16 protein-coding genes are annotated in these 17448 nt (G+C 49.8%); 9 read left to right on the forward strand and 7 right to left on the reverse strand.

What is annotated here, in order from left to right:
* Window positions 1-63 precede the first annotated feature (63 nt).
* Window positions 64-831: a hypothetical protein gene (locus AC5JO6_RS27710; RefSeq protein ID WP_496084278.1), complete on the reverse strand. Its 768-nt coding sequence runs from the start codon at window positions 829-831 to the stop codon at window positions 64-66.
* 327 nt (window positions 832-1158) lie between these two features.
* Between AC5JO6_RS27710 and AC5JO6_RS27715 the strand changes: the two genes are divergently transcribed.
* The 3 genes from AC5JO6_RS27715 (at window position 1159) to AC5JO6_RS27725 (ending at window position 4857) form a co-directional block, all read left to right on the forward strand.
* A complete protein-coding gene (locus AC5JO6_RS27715) occupies window positions 1159-1977 on the forward strand; it encodes a tetratricopeptide repeat protein (protein WP_496084279.1) in 819 nt (272 codons plus the stop codon).
* A gap of 122 nt (window positions 1978-2099) precedes the next feature.
* Window positions 2100-2924, forward strand: a complete 825-nt coding sequence (locus AC5JO6_RS27720) for a tetratricopeptide repeat protein (RefSeq protein WP_496084280.1) — start codon at window positions 2100-2102, stop codon at window positions 2922-2924.
* A gap of 829 nt (window positions 2925-3753) precedes the next feature.
* Window positions 3754-4857 carry a radical SAM/SPASM domain-containing protein gene (locus AC5JO6_RS27725; RefSeq protein ID WP_496084281.1) on the forward strand — a complete coding sequence of 368 codons (1104 nt, stop codon included), beginning with the start codon at window positions 3754-3756 and terminating at the stop codon, window positions 4855-4857.
* Window positions 4858-4929: 72 nt separating this feature from the next.
* Here AC5JO6_RS27725 and AC5JO6_RS27730 read toward each other — a convergent pair whose 3' ends face one another.
* The 3 genes from AC5JO6_RS27730 to modA all read right to left on the reverse strand — a co-directional run bounded on the left by AC5JO6_RS27730 (window position 4930) and on the right by modA (window position 9046).
* On the reverse strand, window positions 4930-6264 hold the full coding sequence (locus tag AC5JO6_RS27730) for a hypothetical protein (RefSeq protein WP_496084282.1): 1335 nt from the start codon (window positions 6262-6264) through the stop codon (window positions 4930-4932).
* A gap of 65 nt (window positions 6265-6329) precedes the next feature.
* Entirely contained in the window at window positions 6330-8255 is a 1926-nt protein-coding gene (gene modB / locus AC5JO6_RS27735; RefSeq protein ID WP_496084283.1) for a molybdate ABC transporter permease subunit, read from the reverse strand.
* 8 nt (window positions 8256-8263) lie between these two features.
* Window positions 8264-9046 (reverse strand): molybdate ABC transporter substrate-binding protein, encoded by a 783-nt coding sequence (modA, locus tag AC5JO6_RS27740; RefSeq protein ID WP_496084284.1) that lies wholly within the window; start codon window positions 9044-9046, stop codon window positions 8264-8266.
* 74 nt (window positions 9047-9120) lie between these two features.
* Here modA and AC5JO6_RS27745 point away from each other — a divergent pair, with 74 nt between their 5' ends.
* Entirely contained in the window at window positions 9121-9564 is a 444-nt protein-coding gene (locus tag AC5JO6_RS27745; RefSeq protein WP_496084285.1) for a TOBE domain-containing protein, read from the forward strand.
* A gap of 24 nt (window positions 9565-9588) precedes the next feature.
* Here the strand turns inward: AC5JO6_RS27745 and AC5JO6_RS27750 are convergent, their stop codons facing one another.
* Window positions 9589-10224: a TetR/AcrR family transcriptional regulator gene (locus AC5JO6_RS27750; protein ID WP_496084286.1), complete on the reverse strand. Its 636-nt coding sequence runs from the start codon at window positions 10222-10224 to the stop codon at window positions 9589-9591.
* Between the two features lie 142 nt (window positions 10225-10366).
* Between AC5JO6_RS27750 and AC5JO6_RS27755 the strand changes: the two genes are divergently transcribed.
* From AC5JO6_RS27755 to AC5JO6_RS27775, 5 genes are all read left to right on the forward strand, one after another.
* Window positions 10367-11578 (forward strand): HlyD family secretion protein, encoded by a 1212-nt coding sequence (locus AC5JO6_RS27755; protein WP_496084287.1) that lies wholly within the window; start codon window positions 10367-10369, stop codon window positions 11576-11578.
* Between the two features lie 152 nt (window positions 11579-11730).
* Window positions 11731-13713 carry an ATP-binding cassette domain-containing protein gene (locus tag AC5JO6_RS27760; RefSeq protein WP_496084288.1) on the forward strand — a complete coding sequence of 661 codons (1983 nt, stop codon included), beginning with the start codon at window positions 11731-11733 and terminating at the stop codon, window positions 13711-13713.
* Between the two features lie 2 nt (window positions 13714-13715).
* On the forward strand, window positions 13716-14819 hold the full coding sequence (locus tag AC5JO6_RS27765) for an ABC transporter permease (RefSeq protein ID WP_496084289.1): 1104 nt from the start codon (window positions 13716-13718) through the stop codon (window positions 14817-14819).
* 8 nt (window positions 14820-14827) lie between these two features.
* The gene (locus tag AC5JO6_RS27770; protein ID WP_496084290.1) at window positions 14828-15964 is read left to right on the forward strand and encodes an ABC transporter permease; all 1137 of its coding nucleotides are present in this window, start codon (window positions 14828-14830) and stop codon (window positions 15962-15964) included.
* A 154-nt stretch (window positions 15965-16118) separates the two neighbouring features.
* Window positions 16119-16481 (forward strand): S-layer homology domain-containing protein, encoded by a 363-nt coding sequence (locus AC5JO6_RS27775; RefSeq protein WP_496084291.1) that lies wholly within the window; start codon window positions 16119-16121, stop codon window positions 16479-16481.
* Window positions 16482-16839: 358 nt separating this feature from the next.
* Here AC5JO6_RS27775 and AC5JO6_RS27780 read toward each other — a convergent pair whose 3' ends face one another.
* Together AC5JO6_RS27780 and AC5JO6_RS27785 are read right to left on the reverse strand one after the other, a co-directional pair.
* Complete coding sequence (locus AC5JO6_RS27780; protein WP_496084292.1) at window positions 16840-17097, reverse strand: ParE family toxin-like protein; 258 nt, start codon at window positions 17095-17097, stop codon at window positions 16840-16842.
* On the reverse strand, window positions 17075-17296 hold the full coding sequence (locus tag AC5JO6_RS27785) for a hypothetical protein (RefSeq protein ID WP_196514387.1): 222 nt from the start codon (window positions 17294-17296) through the stop codon (window positions 17075-17077). Before AC5JO6_RS27785 ends, AC5JO6_RS27780 begins: the two co-directional genes overlap by 23 nt.
* Window positions 17297-17448: the final 152 nt, after the last annotated feature.

Genomic DNA, 17448 nt, shown 5'->3' on the forward strand with positions numbered 1-17448 from the left:
TCACCAATCAGGTTAGTGGTTGCAAGAACTGTGCTTTCCGCAGCCACAATTTGAAGCAGGGAATCAACCACCAAAGATTGCTGCATCTGGAATCTCGTAGCGCTCCTGACCAATGCGAACGATGTTGAGATCCCCCTGCTTTGTTGCACTGAATCTACCAGTATCTGCTTGACTCTGATCGTATCCTTCAGCCTTTCCGTTCTTAAAGAAGATCGCGCGGGTGCGACCATCTGTCTTTGTGACCGTAACAGTGCCGTTTCCATTCCCTTGGCGGGTGACACCAAAGGAACAAGATGCGGTGGGCTGCCCCCCACCCATAGAGCATGGGATATTACCAGTTGCGTTGTAATTCGTACCAGGAACCGTCGCATCCCCCCCGCTGCTGGTATTGTCACGGGTTGAGACAATCGTCTCAAGGCGGTAGTTTGCCATTTCATTGCGGCGTGCGGCACTCCGCATCATGTAGACCCGAATTTTATAGTCGCCGCTCTTTAGTAAGGTTCCTTCGTACTGGTTCCCGTTTATCGATCCGTTGAACATCGCCACCTCAGTTTCACCCGGTGCCAGGATGTTGAAGTAAGTGGCACTGTGCCTGGTTGCCATGCTGACATTCATAATTTGCCCTTTTCTGGCGTTCAGGACATAGTCTACGGTCTGGTAGCCCTTGATAGAGCCTTGGACGGTGGCGCTGTTAGCACCAGGCTTAAACTGAACCCGCTGGGTGCGGATATTGCTCTGAGCAAGTACGGTTGGCGGTGTGAATACAACCGGAGGCACAAAGAGAAAAAGTGCTGTTGCGAGAAAGGCAACCTGTAATTTTGTAGTGAACATAACTTTCTAAATTGAGAATTCAGTCATATTCGAGCAGATCAGTTTTATTTGTCAAGAAAATTTTCTGTGTGATTTGCACTGTAACTTCCTTTGGGAACTCAGTGGTTCTGGCAAAATGCATAACAGTGGGTCAAGGAGAGGTTCATCTCAATTCATGAGCGTACACATCATTGTTGGAATGGCTTAAGAGTTGGAATGGCTTAAGAGAAATTCCTGCCTGCTTCATAGACAATAGGCGTAAATTCACGGAATCTAGACACCTGTGAGAGAATTTGGTTCGCTTTTGGTCACTCTAGGAACACGAGTTCTTGGGGTCTAGGGTGATTTATGGAGCATGATCTGAACTCTGCTGCCTGGTACAGTCACGGCAATATTCTGTACGGCTTGGGGCATTATGAAGGCGCGATCGCTGGCTATGACAGGGTTCTAGCAACTCAGTCTGATCTTTGCGAAGTCTGGACTAACCGTGGTTACGCACTCGAAAACTTAAGCCGTTACCAGGAAGCACTTGCCAGTTTTGAGCAAGCGTTAGGCATTCATCCTGAGTTTGCTCTAGCGTGGCATGGCAAAGGCATTGTGCTGGCAAAACTGGGGCGCTACGACGACGCACTGATCAGCTTTAACAAAACGCTCAGGCTAACCCCTGGTGATCTCAAAGCTCACTACAACCAGGGCAATGCTTTAGCACATCTGCAACGCTATGAAGAAGCACTTGCCAGTTTCGATCGCGTCATTGAGTCTAATCCTGCTGATTACAAAGCCTGGTACAGTCGCAGCAAAGTGCTGACCAGTCTCAATCGACTCTCTCTAGCACTTGCCAGTCTCGATCAAACCCTGACAATCAATCCCTCTTGCTATTATGCCTGGAACTACCGAGGCACCGTCCTCACCAAAATGGGAGAGTATGACGACGCGATCGCCAGTTTCGACCAGTCTCTGCAAAGCAAACCCAACAATCCTGATGCCTGGTACAGTAAAGCACGCTGTTATGCTCTGAAGGGTGATACCCAACTTGCACTCAACTACCTCCAACGGGCAATCAAACTCAATCCGCCTCTCTACCGCGCCTTGGCAAAAGGTGACAACCACTTTCAAGCGATCTTACAAACGCAGCAGCTTCAGGTAATCCTACAGAGACAGGAATGAGAGGCGATTCACCCATTGCCCATAGCCGTTCCAGGCTAATTGTTGAGAATATGCATAAAGATGTTTTTCCACTGCCGATCTTGGGCATATTGAGCACAAGAAATCATTGAGATACTGAACCTATGAGCCACGTTCAGGATGTGGAAGCCGCCTTCTTTTTCCAGAAAGGGCTTTATCTGAATAAACAGAAGGACTTTAACGCTGCGGTTGCCAGCTACGATCGCACGCTACAGCTACAGCCCGATTATCCCGATGCCTGGTACAACCGGGGTAATGCGTTGTACCATCTGGGACGCTATCAAGCCGCGATCGCTAGCTACGACCAGGCGCTTGATTATGAACCGGGCTTTCCAGAAGCCTGGAATAATCGAGGTAGCGCTCTAGACGATTTGGAACGCTACGAAGAGGCGATCGTCAGCTATGACCAGGCGATCAAGTTCAGACCGAGCTATTACTGGGCTTGGTATAACCGGGGCATCTCTCTGCGTAATCTAGGACGCTACGACGATGCTGTGGTGAGCTACGATCGGGCGATCGAGTTCAAGCCGGACTACTACTGGGCATGGTATAACCGCGCACTGGCTTTACGTCGGCTCGATCGCATCGAAAAAGTCGTTGCCAGCTACGACAAAGCGCTGGAATTTAGACCCGATTTTGAAGAAGCGTGGACCAATCGAGGCAACGCTCTCTACTATTTGGGTCGTTTAGAAGCTGCTTTAACCAGTTACGACAAAGCCCTACAGCTCAGACCGAACAGCCCACATACCCTGTACAACAAAGCCTGCTGTTATGCCCTACAGGGGAACTCCGATTTAGCCTTTGAAAACCTACAGCTAGCAGTAACGCTAAGTCCAGGCGAATACCGTGAGATCGCTAGAACAAACTCAGACTTTGACGTTCTGCGACAAGACAAGCGCTTTTCTGCACTGCTAAATGAGCGCGTGTAGAAAAACGCTGAGTCGTGCTTTGAGGTCGTGGTTCAAATCGGTTGGTTTCGGTATTGTTATGGCAGTTCCTCATTCAGTGAAGTACCGTCGCAAAGAGGCAGAAGGTCAAGAGAACAGCGGCTTGATGGCTGCATTCGTAGACAAACCGACCGCTGCCTTTTAGATATCAGCCGCATAAAATGCTTCTCCCTTAGCTGGGCAAAAAGGCATTAGAGGCGATCGAAAACGGTTCCGTGTCCCAAATCAAGATGCTGTGAAGCCTTATTGGGAGAAATGATCTTCGCTGTCTAGGGCATTACTATGGACAGGCAGTGTTCTGACAGCAGGGAGGGCATTGGACTTCAAACAGGAGCCGTTTGGTAGACCAGTAATGTGACTCACTCGTCCTTTAAGGCTTCAATCCCTCTTAGAGGTTGTTTGAAAAGTGTCTGGCGGTTAAAACCGCGACTACGTAAACAAAGTCCGCCTGCGCGGACTACCGAAACGTGAAGGCTTGGGAACCTGCGAAGGCAGGTTTTGTCCGTGTAGCCGCGACTTCAGTCGCCAGGGCTACAAGAATCTGGACTTTTAAAACATCCTCTTAAATAAGGTTGTGATCATTCTTGATCTAGATTAGCGTAGCCTTGACGGCATAAGGTGCTGCTAACTTGGATTCTGTATCGGTGTCGCCTTTGATAGGACAGCATTCAAATAACAGTGTAGATGGATATGCAGTCGTTGATGGAACAAAATCTGACTGCTCATTGTCGTTGCAGGCACAGACATCGATCCAAGACCCGCTGAGGATTCGATCGGCTTTCGTGCCGTCCCATTCACTGCGAAATCTCTTATGACTCCTACTTTGAGAAGCGCTTTTTCATACAGCTTCGTCAGTCAGATTAATACCCATATCCTTCGCCCGCTCAAACGGCATGTGGGTCGTTTGCTCGATATTATTCTGACGGAGTATTGCTTTAGGCTAGAGCGGCAGCCGATTCGACAAGCGCTGGAATCGACTCGCAAGTTGCCTCAAAACCTTCACCTCGAAGGTACAAATATTTGCAATGCCAAGTGCGTCTTCTGCGCTTATCCTCAAATGGAGCGGGCGAAGGATACTATGCCAGTCGAGCAGTTTCGGCGGATTATGGATGAGTATGTCGCTATGGGTGGTCAGTATGTTTCTCTGACACCGATCGTGGGTGATCCGTTTGTCGATCGCCACCTCTTTGAGCGACTTGATGACTTGAACCAACGCCCTCAAATTCAAGGCTTCGATTTTTATACCAACGGCATTCTAATGAAGCCTCATGTCAGTGAACGGCTGCTGGAATACAGCAAGAAACTGCACGTGCAGGTGTCTTGGGGAGGGTTCGATCGCGAGACCTATCACTCCATTATGGGCGTTGACCACTTTGAGTTGGTGCGCCGTAACGTTGAGGCGTTCATTGCAGCAAAACGCAACTCAGGCTCTTCGATGCGCTTTAGCCTTGCTATGCGATGTCCATCCTCAAATTGGACTGGAGATTTTTGGGAACAGTGCCAGCAGTACGTTCAGGAGGGCTTGCTTGAGCTTCAAGGAGTCGTAACTTTCGACTCCTGGGCAGGTAAAGTCAAGAGCGACGCGTTAAGAAACGTCGGGTTGGAACCTGTGTTGCCTCCGTACAAGAGAGGAGCTTGTGAGCTGCTGTACCGGAAGCCCGTCATTCTTGCGAACGGTAAGGTGAACGCTTGCGCCTGTCGGGATGTTGAAGCGGAACTGATTATTGGTGACCTCAACGAATCCTCATTAACAGACATTTGGCATGGATCAGCTATTGATGACCTGATCGATCGTCACGAGCGCGGTGATTTCCCAGATGTTTGCAAACGTTGCACCTGGTACACCAGTATTTACAATCCCCGCAAGTGCAACGCGCGCATTAACAAGACAGCGCTGGCTTTAAACCGTGATTAGCGGTGCAAAATGGTCAACCCAAAGGTTTGCCACAGAACGGTGCAAACCCGTCATCAGGTCGTACACGTTCGTTCAGCGTTGAAATCCTTTCTTGGGCTTTTGCCCCTCCTTATCTTTTGGTTTTGACTTGCTTACCTCTTTCAACGCTTCCTGAAAGAGGTCGTGAAGATGGAGCGGTACGCTGGCGATTTCTGGAAGCTCTGGTTGCAAAGGCTTTTTGTACTCTTGCAGCAGTGGATCGAGATCAGTTTGAAGGTCGAAGGTGGGACGTTCTAGGGTCGATCGCAACACCGTTCCTAACGCTTTTGGGTGCGCTGCTGCTAGACGGTGCCAAACGAAAGCATTAATGGTGGGATCGTCGAGATACTTACGCACCAGCTTCTCTGCGCCTGGAACGCTGTGCCAATCGTCGGCTTGCAGTAGCGTTTCAAACTGGGTGTAGGTTGGCAAAAACATTTGTCCCCAGCGGGGGTGGGCTAAGACTGTCACCGCTTCTGCCTTCTTCAATTCGGGCGGCAGATCAATTTTGGGCGTGACCATCTTGGCGGCAGTTTCTTTGCTTTTTAGCATGGTTGACACGGCTTTGGCATCGGCTCCCATTGCTTCGGCGGCTTCTTCGATCGCTGCTTCGTCCATACCCGCTTCCGCTGCCAGATCTGCCATCGATTTCGATTCGTCAATCCCTGCCTCTGCCAATTGTTTTTTAGTCAGCACTTCCTGAAATTCAGCAACTTTCTTCACCAGTTGATAGCCTGGCAGCGTGATGGCATCACTCCCAAAAAAGTCTAGAAAGTCCTGATGATAGCGTTCGACCGATCGCCATGCTTCTTCCAGCAGTTCTGGCGCGTCGCTATAGAGTGATTCCTTATAGTTCTGCTTGAAGTTGCCGATCGCCACTGCCAGCTTTGGTTTGCCCAGGTTGCCCATCGCTTTCCATGGCGCTGCAAACGTCCAGACGGTATCGGTGATGGGAGCGATTTGAGTCAGCAGAATTTCACCGAGCTTGAAGCGCTGCATTTCTTCTAGCGCTGCTGGATCGTTTGGCTTGACGGTGTAGGGCTTTGCTGTGAGCCAGTTCATCAACTCAAAGCCATCTGGCAACCGATTTGTGACAGCAAACAGCCCGACAAAGCTACGCTTCCAGCCCTTCAGCAGTTGTCGATCACTTTCAGATAGATCAGCAGTATCGGCGATAAAAAGGTCGATCGGTGTTTGATCACCAACGATCCCTTCCACCAAGAAGCGATCGATCACCAATGCCTGCTGGTGCTGATCCGACTGCTGCGATCGTGCCAACTGTTCGGCAGAGTAGCGTTCTAAGGCGGTCGCCAACTCTCCTTCAGCATCCAGCACAAAATCAGCTAAAGCTTGTTTTAGTTGCCGCGATCGCGCCAAAGTTTCATCCACAGTCTGACCTCAATACTTGTCTCGACAGCATACGCTCTTAACATTATGACAAGCAAACATCTGTCCTAACTCTCTAAAACTGGCGTTGTCGCTGGCATCAAAAGCAATCGTGATGGAGCCAACTGCACGAGCCAGGGACGGGGACACTCCTTGAGCGCTGCCCATGCGTTCTTGGACAGTTCTGCTTGCACATGGTAATCCTGAGTGTGCGCGGGAGGAGCATGAAATTTCAGCAAAAGCGTGATCCGATTGGGCGTTTCACTGGTTGAGACTAGCCAGCAAGGAACGGTGTTGGGTTGTGTGCGATCGTGAGTGGTGCGATCGTGAGTGAAGCTGAGCTGTTGCGCTCGGATACCGACATGAGTCAGGCGATCGGGAAGTGGCTCCATCACCTGTAAATGCACTCCCCAATCAGTCGCTTCAATGGTGTTTGGAGAGACTGCCACCGCATGGGAAATATTTTGGCAGCCTGTTAGTTGAGCCACACCGGATGTCGTGGGATGTTCAAACACATCTTGCTTGGAGCCATGCGCGATCGCCACTCCAGCTTCCAGAACCAGGAGATCCTCACACACGCGATACGCCTCTTCGAGATTGTGAGTGACCAGTAGACTCACACCGTCAAAATGGCTTAAGCGCTCGATCATCTCTTGCTCCATCTGACTTCGCAATGCCGTGTCGAGGGCAGAGAACGGTTCATCCAGCAGCAATGCTTCTGGTTGATTTGCCAATGCTCTAGCAAGCGCGACTCGCTGCTGCTGCCCGCCCGACAGTTGCTGCGGATAGCGATCGCCCAGTCCTACCAGCTTCACCGTCATGAGCTGAGCTTCTACCCACTGACGTTTTTCGGCAACAGGCAACCCCTTGGGCAGACCAAACGCAATATTTTGTGCCACCGTCATATGGGGGAAAAGGGCATAGTTTTGCGCTAAAAAGCCGATGCGACGATCGCAGCTTGGCACATTGATCCCCTGGCTAGAATCAAACAGCACTCGCCCATTCAGCACAATACGCCCTTTTGTTGGTGTTTCCAACCCAGCAAGGCAACGCAACAGCAAACTCTTGCCTGCGCCCGAACTGCCCAGAATGCCCAGCGTTGATGTGCCCAATGTTGATGCAGCAATGTCAAAGGCGATCGAGAGTTGAAAGCCAGATAGCTGCGTTTGGATGTCTACGCTTAAGCCTTTTGAGAGGATGGGGTAAGAGGGGGAGGGGGGGAGGGGGGGAGGGGGTGATGAGTGATTTCGAGTTGATCCCGACCGCTGACCGCTGACCGCTGACCGCTGACCGCTGCCTTCTACCTCCTGCCTCCTGCCTTCTGCCTCCTGCCTCCTGCTTCCTGATTGCTGCCAACGATTGACCACAAAAATGCCCGACAGAGAAAGGCTCATAATTGCGATCGCCCAGAACCAGGCTTCCTCGATCGCGCCTGCCTCCACCGCAAAGTAAATCGCCATCGGCATCGTTTGCGTCTGACCGGGAATATTGCCCGCCAGCATCAGCGTGGCACCAAATTCGCCCAAAGCTCGCGCAAACGCCAGCATGGTTCCAGCAACAATGCCAGGAAGTGCTAACGGCAACAGTAGACGACGAAACACTCTCCACTCAGAAGCCCCTAAGGTTCGAGCCACTGCGAGGAGGCTGCCATCAACTTGTTCAAACGCGCCCAGGGTGGTTTTGTACATCAACGGAAACGCTACCACCGTTGCTGCCAGCACTGCACCGTACCAGGTAAACACAACGCTGAAGCCAAACGGTTGCAGCACCTGTCCAGCAACACCGTTTTTGCCAAACAGTAGCAGCAGCAGAAAGCCAATGACCGTCGGCGGTAGCAATAGGGGAGAGATCAAAAGACCTTCCAGCAAGAATTTCCCTTTGCCTCGATAGTGCAGCATCCAGTAGGCAACGGCAATACCGACAAAGAATGTTACCACCGTTGCTAAGAGTGCTGTTTTAAGAGAAATCCACAGTGGAGAAAGGTCTGAAGGCATTGAGCAAACTATTTAACGATGAAGCCATACTTCCGCAGAATCGTTTTTGCTTGACTGGAGGAAAGGAATTGGGCAAACTCTTTCGCGGCAGAAACATTTTTGCTGCTCTTGATGACCGCGATCGGATAAACAATGGCAGCATGAGACGATTCACTTGCCGTTGCCACGATCGCCACCTTATCGGTAGTCTTTGCATCTGTGAGGTAAACAACCCCCGCATCGGCGTTGCCTGCCGCGACGACTGCCAGCACCTGACGCACATTGTTTGCCAAGACTAACTTTGGCTTAATCTGCTCTGCAATTCCTAGTTTTTGAAACACTTGAGCAGCGTACTGTCCGGCAGGAACGCTTCGAGGTTCACCGACTGCAATCCGCTTCACGTTCCCGTTCGTCAGGCTAGAGAAGCCAGTAATGCCCGCGATCGAGTTTTTAGGCACAATCAAAACGAGCCGATTTGTCGCCAGATTGCTGCGCGTACCGGGAACTAACAGTACCTTGGCTTCTAGCGCATCTACCTGTTTTTCCCCCGCAGAAACAAAAACGTCTACAGGAGCGCCTTGCTCAATTTGCTGTTGCAGCGATCCCGACGCACCAAAGTTGTAGGTCAGGTTGGCTGGTTTATACAACGGTTTCATTTCTTCTAGCGCGTCTTTCAGGCTGATGGCAGCAGAGACCAGAAGGGATGGTTTGTTCTGAGCGATCGCGCTAGACCCATTAAAAAAACGTAGACTCACCACCAGCGAACACGCGATCAGCAGCCAAGCAATGAAGCGTAGAATTCGTCTAGTCATACAATCTTGAAACTGCGTCAATTGGTAGGATTTTACCAACCAAGCCGTTATTTACCAAGTAAGTTGGTAGACCAATGCCTAGAAAAGAGCAAGGATGGATTACCTTTCAGTCGTCTGAGGACGAACGGGCGCTTCTAGAGCAGTACTGCCAGGAATCGCAGCGCACTAAAACAGAGATTTTGCGGGAGTTGATCCGCAGCCTTGACCCAAAACCTCAAGCTTCTCTACCAGGTCAGCCTGAAGCGTCGGACGTGTTCTCGGCTCCGATCGAGCTTGTTAGTCCGCAACCTATTAGCCCCAAGAAACCAATTAAAGTCAGCTCCCGTAACCTTCTGAAAGGACGCATCAAGCGAATCGTCATGGGATCAGTGAATAGCGAAATCATTTTGGAGATCGTGCAGCCGATCGCACTGGTCTCGATCATCACAAAAGTCTCTGTAGAGGAACTGGAGCTTGCTGAAGGACAGGAGGCGTATGCGGTCATCAAGTCGAGCGATGTGGCGATCGCTAGAGAGTAGGCGATAGTCTTCCACAGATGCCTTTCATGCGTTTTTTAGAATCAGGGTAAGGAGGGTTGTGATCAGGCGATCGCGTTCCAGTGGCATCATTTCTTTGCCGTAGAGCATTTCTTGCATCAAGACAAACGACACCAGAGACCCGAAAAAAATGTGTGCCATTGCCTCGGAATCTGCGATGCCAAGTTCTGGATGTGCATCAAAGTAACCGGACAGCAAGCCGCGACCACGCTGGATGACGGTACTCGTCCAGAGCCGAGCCAGTTCTGGAAACCGTTCTGACTCACCGATGATAATTCTAATTACTGACAAATAATTCTGATCGGCAACCTTGGTTAGATATGTCTCAGCAAGCTGGCGCAACCGAATGGCTGGATCGCCATCAAAATCTTCTAGAGAAAACACGCTACGGAAGCGATCGAGCGTGACTTGCTCCATTAGCGCCTTAAACAGCCCTTCTTTATCCTGAAAGTGACTGTAGATCGTTTGCTTTGCAACACCTGCTTCAGCCGCAACCCGATCCATGCTCGTCCCAGCATAGCCCGATTGCAGGAAGATCTGCATTGCGCCCTGCAAAATCTGCTCTCGCTTTTGATTCGCGGCTTGACTCTCCTGAGGAAGGGTTGAACGATCTTCAGGCTGAGAGATAGAGTCCTTAATCATAGTAATAAGCGAGCGCATAAGAAGGCAAAAACTGGGATATTAAATTTTCCAGCGTTTTGTTGTCTGATCATACTAGACAGTCTAGTATGATGAACAAAATCATTCCCAGTTGTATTTAGCCGTTAGTTATCTAAGGTTCACTATGGCTACCAGTCTTCCAGGATCAACCGCTCCAGAAGCATCATCGTCACCCGCCAAGCGACAACGCAAGCTGAGTCCTCGCTTGCTCATGCTTCTAGGCGTTGTTGCGATCGCCGGAGTGAGTGCTGCTATCTGGTACTTTCTGGCGCGTCCGTCCGATCGCGACTTGCGAGTCAGCGGGCGCATTGAAGGCTATGAGACGGATGTGGGTGCAAAGACAGGTGGGCGAGTCGATGCGATCGCCGTTCGAGAAGGCGATCAGGTCAAGCAAGGTCAAATGCTTGTTCGCATCAGCGACACTGAAGTACAAGCACAATTACGAGGCGCGGCTGCAAGGGTTATTACTGCTCAGCAGCAAGCACAGCAAGCACAGCTTCAAATTGCTGTGGTCGAAAGCCAGATTCGTGAATCGCAACTCAACGTCTTGCAATCGCAGCAGGACAGCCAGGGGCGTGTTTACCAGGCGGCATCAAGCGTAGCCTCGTTGGAGGCGCAACTGAAGCAGGCACAGGCACAGTTAAATCTAGCGAGGGTGACGCGCGATCGCTATGCCAATCTCGTCCAGGAAGGTGCCGTCACGCAAGAGCAGTATGACCAACAGGAAACCAGCTACCAGAACGCCCTAGCCACCGTCGAATCGGCTCAGAAACAAATTGATGCCGCTGTTGGTGGTCTAGCACTGGCACAAAGCTACCGGATCAACCCTGGCATTCGGGATGCTCAACTGGGAGCCTTGCTACGCCAGCGACAAAGCGCTCAGTCGCAGTTGAAAGCCGCCGAAGCCGATATCAAAAACGCGCAGGAAGCCCAGAAGCAAATTCAGGCGCAGATCGACTATCTCAACATCACCAGCCCGATCGATGGCGTGGTGACAGCGCGTAGCAAAGAGCCTGGAGCCGTTGTTACCAATGGACAAACTGTCTTATCCCTCATTAATCTCAACACGGTTTATCTACGCGGCTACGTGCCAGAAGGCAATATTGGCAAAATTCGCGTGGGGCAAAAAGCGCGAGTGTTTATTGATTCTGATCCGACGCGTCCGCTAGATGCCAAAGTCGTCGCGATCGATCCCCAGGCATCGTTCACACCAGAGAATATCTACTTTCGAGACGATCGCGTGAAGCAGGTGATTGGCATCAAGATTGCGATCGACAACCCTGACGGCTATGTGAAGCCCGGAATGCCTGCTGATGCTGAGATTGTGCTGGAGTAAGGGCAGAGGAGTGAGGGGAGAGGAGTGAGGGGTGTATGAATGTAAGCGCCACTAGCAGGGTGAACTGCTGATTTCTGACTGCTCAACTCCTGATTTCAACACATGGCTGAATGTCTACTGAGAAACCAAGCCTCTGAGAGTTGCTACAAACTATGCATACAACCTCCTCCTCTCCTTCTCCCCACCGCGAAGCGGAAGCAAGCTATGCCCCCCTCTCCTCACCCCTCACCACTGCGATCATCCAGGTCAAGGGACTCCAAAAGCGGTACGGTAGATTAACCGCCGTGCGAGGAATCGACTTTGACGTGCAAGCAGGCGAAGTGTTTGGGCTGATTGGACCCGATGGAGCAGGAAAAACGACAACTTTTCACATTCTCGGCGGCATTATGGAAGCCACCGCAGGAGACATTCAGGTATTGGGGCAAGCGCCTCGTAAAGCACGACTGGGCATCGGTTATCTGACGCAGCAATTTTCGCTGTATCTAGATCTGAGCCTGGATGAGAATCTGCGTTACATCGCTGGCTTGCGGAGTGTGAGCGATCGCGACTTTGCCGAACGACGCGACAAATACTTGCGGTTGATGAGTCTTGAGAAATTTGGCGATCGTCTCGCAGGGCAGCTATCGGGCGGCATGAAGCAAAAACTAGCGCTCTGCTGTGCCCTGATCTACAAGCCAGAAGTGCTGTTGCTGGACGAACCCACGACAGGCGTTGATCCCGTTTCGCGGCGAGAATTTTGGGATGTGTTGGCAGCGCTTGCCAATGAAGGCGTGACGATCGTTGTGGCAACTCCATATCTGGATGAGGCGGAACGCTGCAACCGCGTGGCGCTGATGTACGAAGGGCAAATTCAACAAATTGGTACGCCAACGGAGCTAAAGAACAGCCTGGGATTGCATCGCTTAGAAGTGCGTACAAGCCAGCTACAGGCAGTAGAACAGACCCTTGAGGCACAGTCCAGCGGCGCAACTGCCATTCGTGATGTACAAACCTTTGGCGATCGCCTGGATGTTCTCGTCAGCGATATTGAAACAGGTGAAACGCAAGTCCGTCAGTTGCTGCATCAGGCGCATCTGCCGCTCGACAGTCTCGACCAGACACAACCAACTCTAGAGAACGTCTTCGTCACTCGCTTGCGCCAACAGGGACTGGAACCGCCGTTTATCTCGTTTCCGCGATCGATACAGCGCGATCGTTCTCGGCTCTCTACCGATGCTGCCATTTACGCTCACAACCTCAACCGCATGTTTGGCACGTTTCAAGCAGTCAAAAACGTCAACGTCGAGGTGCGCTATGGCGAAATTTTTGGTTTACTGGGTGCCAACGGAGCCGGAAAAACCACCACGATTAAAATGCTGTGCGGCTTACTAGAAGCCAGCTCTGGCGATATTTCTCTCGGTGGTGAAACGGGTAACCTGCGCAGCGGCGCACTCCGTAGACGCATTGGTTACATGAGCCAAAAGTTTACGCTGTACGACGACTTGACGATCGCCCAAAACCTGGAATTTTACGCAGGCGTTTACAGCATTCCTCAACGCTTGCGGCGCGAAAAAATTGCCTGGGTCATCGCCATCTGTGGCTTGGAAGGGCAAGAGAACCTGCTGACTGGACAACTTCCCGGCGGTTGGAAGCAACGCGTTGCGTTTGGGGCATCGGTCATGCACGAACCCGAAATTTTGTTTCTTGACGAGCCAACTTCTGGAGTTGATCCCTTGGCACGTCGGCAGTTCTGGCGACTCATCAACGACTTCGCTCGTCAAGGGACAGCAGTGCTGGTGACAACGCACTATCTTGAAGAAGCCGAGCAATGTAACCGCATGAGCTTTCTAGTAGCAGGTGAAACCGTGATTGAAGGCTCTCCCAGCCAGATTAAAAACGCTCAACCAGGAAAGCTTATTGAAATTACGCCCGATCAAAATCAAGCCGCCTCTGACGTGTTGAAACAAACCCTCGAATTCTGGCGTGTTTCTATCTTTGCCGATCGCCTCCACGTCGTTGTAGATGACCCCCATACCGAAATTCCCCAACTGCGCGATCAACTTGAATCTAATCACATCAAAATTCACTCTTTACGTTCCATTCCTTACTCTCTAGAAGATGCGTTTATCAGCACGGTACAACGATCGCAGAAATAATTATGAAGCGTATTCTTGCTCAGTGTGTGAAGGAATTAGCGCAATTTCGGCGCGATCGCTTGACGTTGGCGTTAGCATTTTTACTGCCGTTAATGACACTCTTAATTTTTGGGTTTGCGATCCGTTTAGAGTCTAAAAATATTCCCTTAGTGGTGCAAGATTTTGATCATAGTAATCTGAGCCAAACGTATACTGAACGACTGTTTGCAACCAATCAGTTTGAGCCTGTGCGCTGGTCTGGCAATGATCCAATGCGGGATGCGATCGACAAAGGTATTGCTAAAGCAGCCGTGATTATTCCACCCGATTTTAGTCAGCGCATCAAAGCAGAGAAACAAAGCACTGTGCAGGTATTAGTCGATGGCACTGACGCGAACAATGCGCGCGTGATCAAAAACAGCATTCAAGCAACAACCAACTTTTTTTTAACAAACGATGTGTCATCAAGGACACAACAAATCCAGGCTCGTACTCGCTTGTGGTTTAATCCCGGACGCAAAGAATCGCTTTATATTGTACCGGGCACCTACGCGGTAGTGCTGTGGATTTTTCCGTCATTACTGGCGGCGATCGCGATGGTGCGTGAAAAAGAAAAAGGCACTATTCTACAGGTCTATGCCTCTAGCCTGACTGCCTCAGAATTACTGTTAGGAAAAGCATTGGCTTATCTGCTGGTTGGTCTGTGCGAAGCATTAGGCATCATGCTGTTAGGGGCACTAATTTTCCGTTTTGGCTTCGCTGGCGATCCAACGCCACTATTAGTTGGAACAATCATTTATCTTAGTGCTGCAGTGATGTTTGGCTTACTGCTAGGTGTTCGCAGCGGTAATCAAAATGCCGCCGTACAGGGTGTTTCTCTCGTTGGTTTTATCACAGCCTTTTTGCTCTCCGGCTTTATTTATCCCTTAAGTAACATTCCGTTTCCACTATCGCTATTGCCCAATGTTGTGCCAGCGCGCTACTTCATTATTATCACGCGTGATGCTTTTGTGCGTGGCATCGGTTGGGCAGGGGTTTGGTTTGACCTTCTAATGATGCTTGTTATCGGATTGGTCTTTTTTAACATTGCCCGTCATCTTTTAAGTCGTATGCAGTTACCAGATTAGAGAATGTGATGAAAGCTCTATCTACTTTTCTCAAAAGCTTTTTCGACAGTCGCTTGGTGGCACTGGTGCGAAAAGAAATTAACCAAATCTTGCGGGATAAGCAACTGATCGTTTTGCTAATTGTGCCACCCACACTTCAGCTCTTGCTGTATGGCTTCGCGCTGAATCCAGATGTGCAGTATCTTAAGCTAGGTGTGGTAGATTATGCCAATGTTTCTGTTAGCCGTGAGCTGGTATCGGCATTAACAGAAAACCGTATTTTTGTGGTGGCATCTTATCCATCAACAGAGCAAGAATTAAGTCGTCAGGTCGAGACGGGTAAGCTAACGGCTGGTATCATCATTCCACCAGAATTCAGGCGTAATATCAGTCAGGAAAAAACGGCAGAAGTTCAGGTGTTTATTGATGGCGTTGACGCGAATACAGCTGGTATTGCCAGCGGTTATATTACTCAAATCCTGCGGCAATTCAATCTTACTTTAGCTGGCGTTTTACCCAATCCACTGGTCAAGCCTGAGGTGATTTTTCTCTACAATCCAGGGTTAATTAGTAGCTGGTTTTTTGTACCAGGCGTAATGGGATTTGTGCTGACACTCATTGGCAGCTTAGTTGCAGCGGTGACGGTGGTTCGTGAGAAAGATACGGGAACGCTAGAGCAATTATTAATGACACCCGCCGAAGCCTGGGAAATTTTGCTGGCGAAAGTTGTGCCATTATTTGTGCTGCTGATGGGCGATGTTTTCTTAGCACTGAGTCTAGGACGCATTGTGTTTGGACTACCGTTTCGAGGAAATTTGTTGCTGTTTATTGTTATGTCTGGATTGTATTTATTTGTTGGGATTGGAGTTGGCATTATGCTGGCAACGATTTCTAAATCGCAGCAACAGGTTGTTCTTACCGCCTTTTTCATCAACCTACCAATGGTGCAAACATCAGGCGCGATCGCGCCTATTGAAACGATGCCAGAGTTTTTTCAAGTCGTGTCGCTGCTCAATCCATTACGGCATTACATCACGATCGTGCGTGGCATTTTACTTAAAGGCGTGGGTCTAGAAGCACTGTGGATGCACGCGCTAGCATTAGCCGCGATCGCGATCGTCTTGCTCACCGTTAGCATCAACAAATTCCGCAGTCAGCTTAGCTAAGCTACTGTTGTCTAACCACATTGATGGCTATTTTTTATTTCTAATTTACCTGTGGTTACTGAAGACTGCCTCGAACACTGTTAGTCCACTTTGTCACGCTTCACTCTAAGCGGATTTGCTAAGGTGGAGGAGCCGAACGGAAGGAGCGATCGCTGTGATTCAGTTTGTCCAAAAACTATTGCCTTGTCTAACAGTTGCAATGCCTTTAGCGATCACCATTTCAACAGCAACAGCGCAAACTGCTCCTGCTCAAACAGCACCTGCAACAGGCTGTGTTTCTGGTGCTTCTAACGGTACATATCAGGGCGATCGTCCCCTCACACGTTATGAGTTTGCTGCCGGGATGAATGCGTGTCTGAATCAAGTGAATCAGCAGTTGGAGTCTAACAAAGCAAGTTTTGCGACTCGCACTGATTTCGATGCCTTGATTCAACGCCAGCGAGAGTTGAATGAGCAATTAAGAGAGTTGAGCGATCGGGTTGGTACGATCTCAAACGACGAATCCCCTGCTAAGTAGAAGTTCTCATCAAAGAACGATCGTCTGCCTAACATTTATTTAGGTGAAATTCTGCGCAGTTCTGGCTGAACTTACAAGCCCAATAGGATTTACGTCAAGAGCAGGAGGAAAGTGCTGAGATCTACAGCCATCGTCCCAAAGCTCAATTCGTTCATTAAGGTTAATTGAACCTTCAAACTGTCCTCAAGGCTCTGGCGATCACGGGAAGAGCAGCGATCGTTAAAATTTTGCGTGGAATAAAGATCTTGATCTTTCTACTGTTAATGGCTGAAGTGAGTGGTGGCGAGTAAACTAGAACGTAGCACGAAGTCTCTGTACCGTCCGCTGAACTGTGTTGTTAGCTGGCTGTCGCAACGAGCTAATTCAAAAAACTCTCATATTCATCATGATTACCGATCCAAATCCAATAGTAATCGTCGCCCTTTTTCAAAGCCAATGCTTGATATCCACCACTGACACGGGCAGACCAAAGGTTCTTACCAACTTTCTTGAAATGCAACGAGGGATGAAGTGAATTTTCCTGCCAAAGTTGGTAAGTTTTCCGCGCTTGCTCTTGCATCTCAGGTGATAATTCAGCATATGCTTTCCAAAAATCAGCCGTCGCAAAGGACTTCATCCAGATCCCTCACGTTGTTCGCTGCAATGTCCTCTTCTGCCTGAGCAATGAGACGATCTAATTTTCCTGATGCTAAGTCAGCTTCGATTTGCCGATCCCACATCTCATCAAGATATTCTTGAAGCCATTTTGCTAGATTGCGAACTTCATCCTCTGGCAATTGCTTAATTGCTGATTCAACTTCTAGACGGGTGTTCATCGGGTCAGGCTCTTCAAAGCTCGACGGCGGAAGACGAACAATATAGCCTTCCTCTATTCCTTTGATTTTGTCGAGGATCTTTTTGGGGGATTCTTTAGAGAATGTGACTATATATTCATAGATCAAACCGTCATTGCTCTCGTTTGTATCAA

The sequence above is a fragment of the Tildeniella sp. genome, assembly GCF_059505325.1.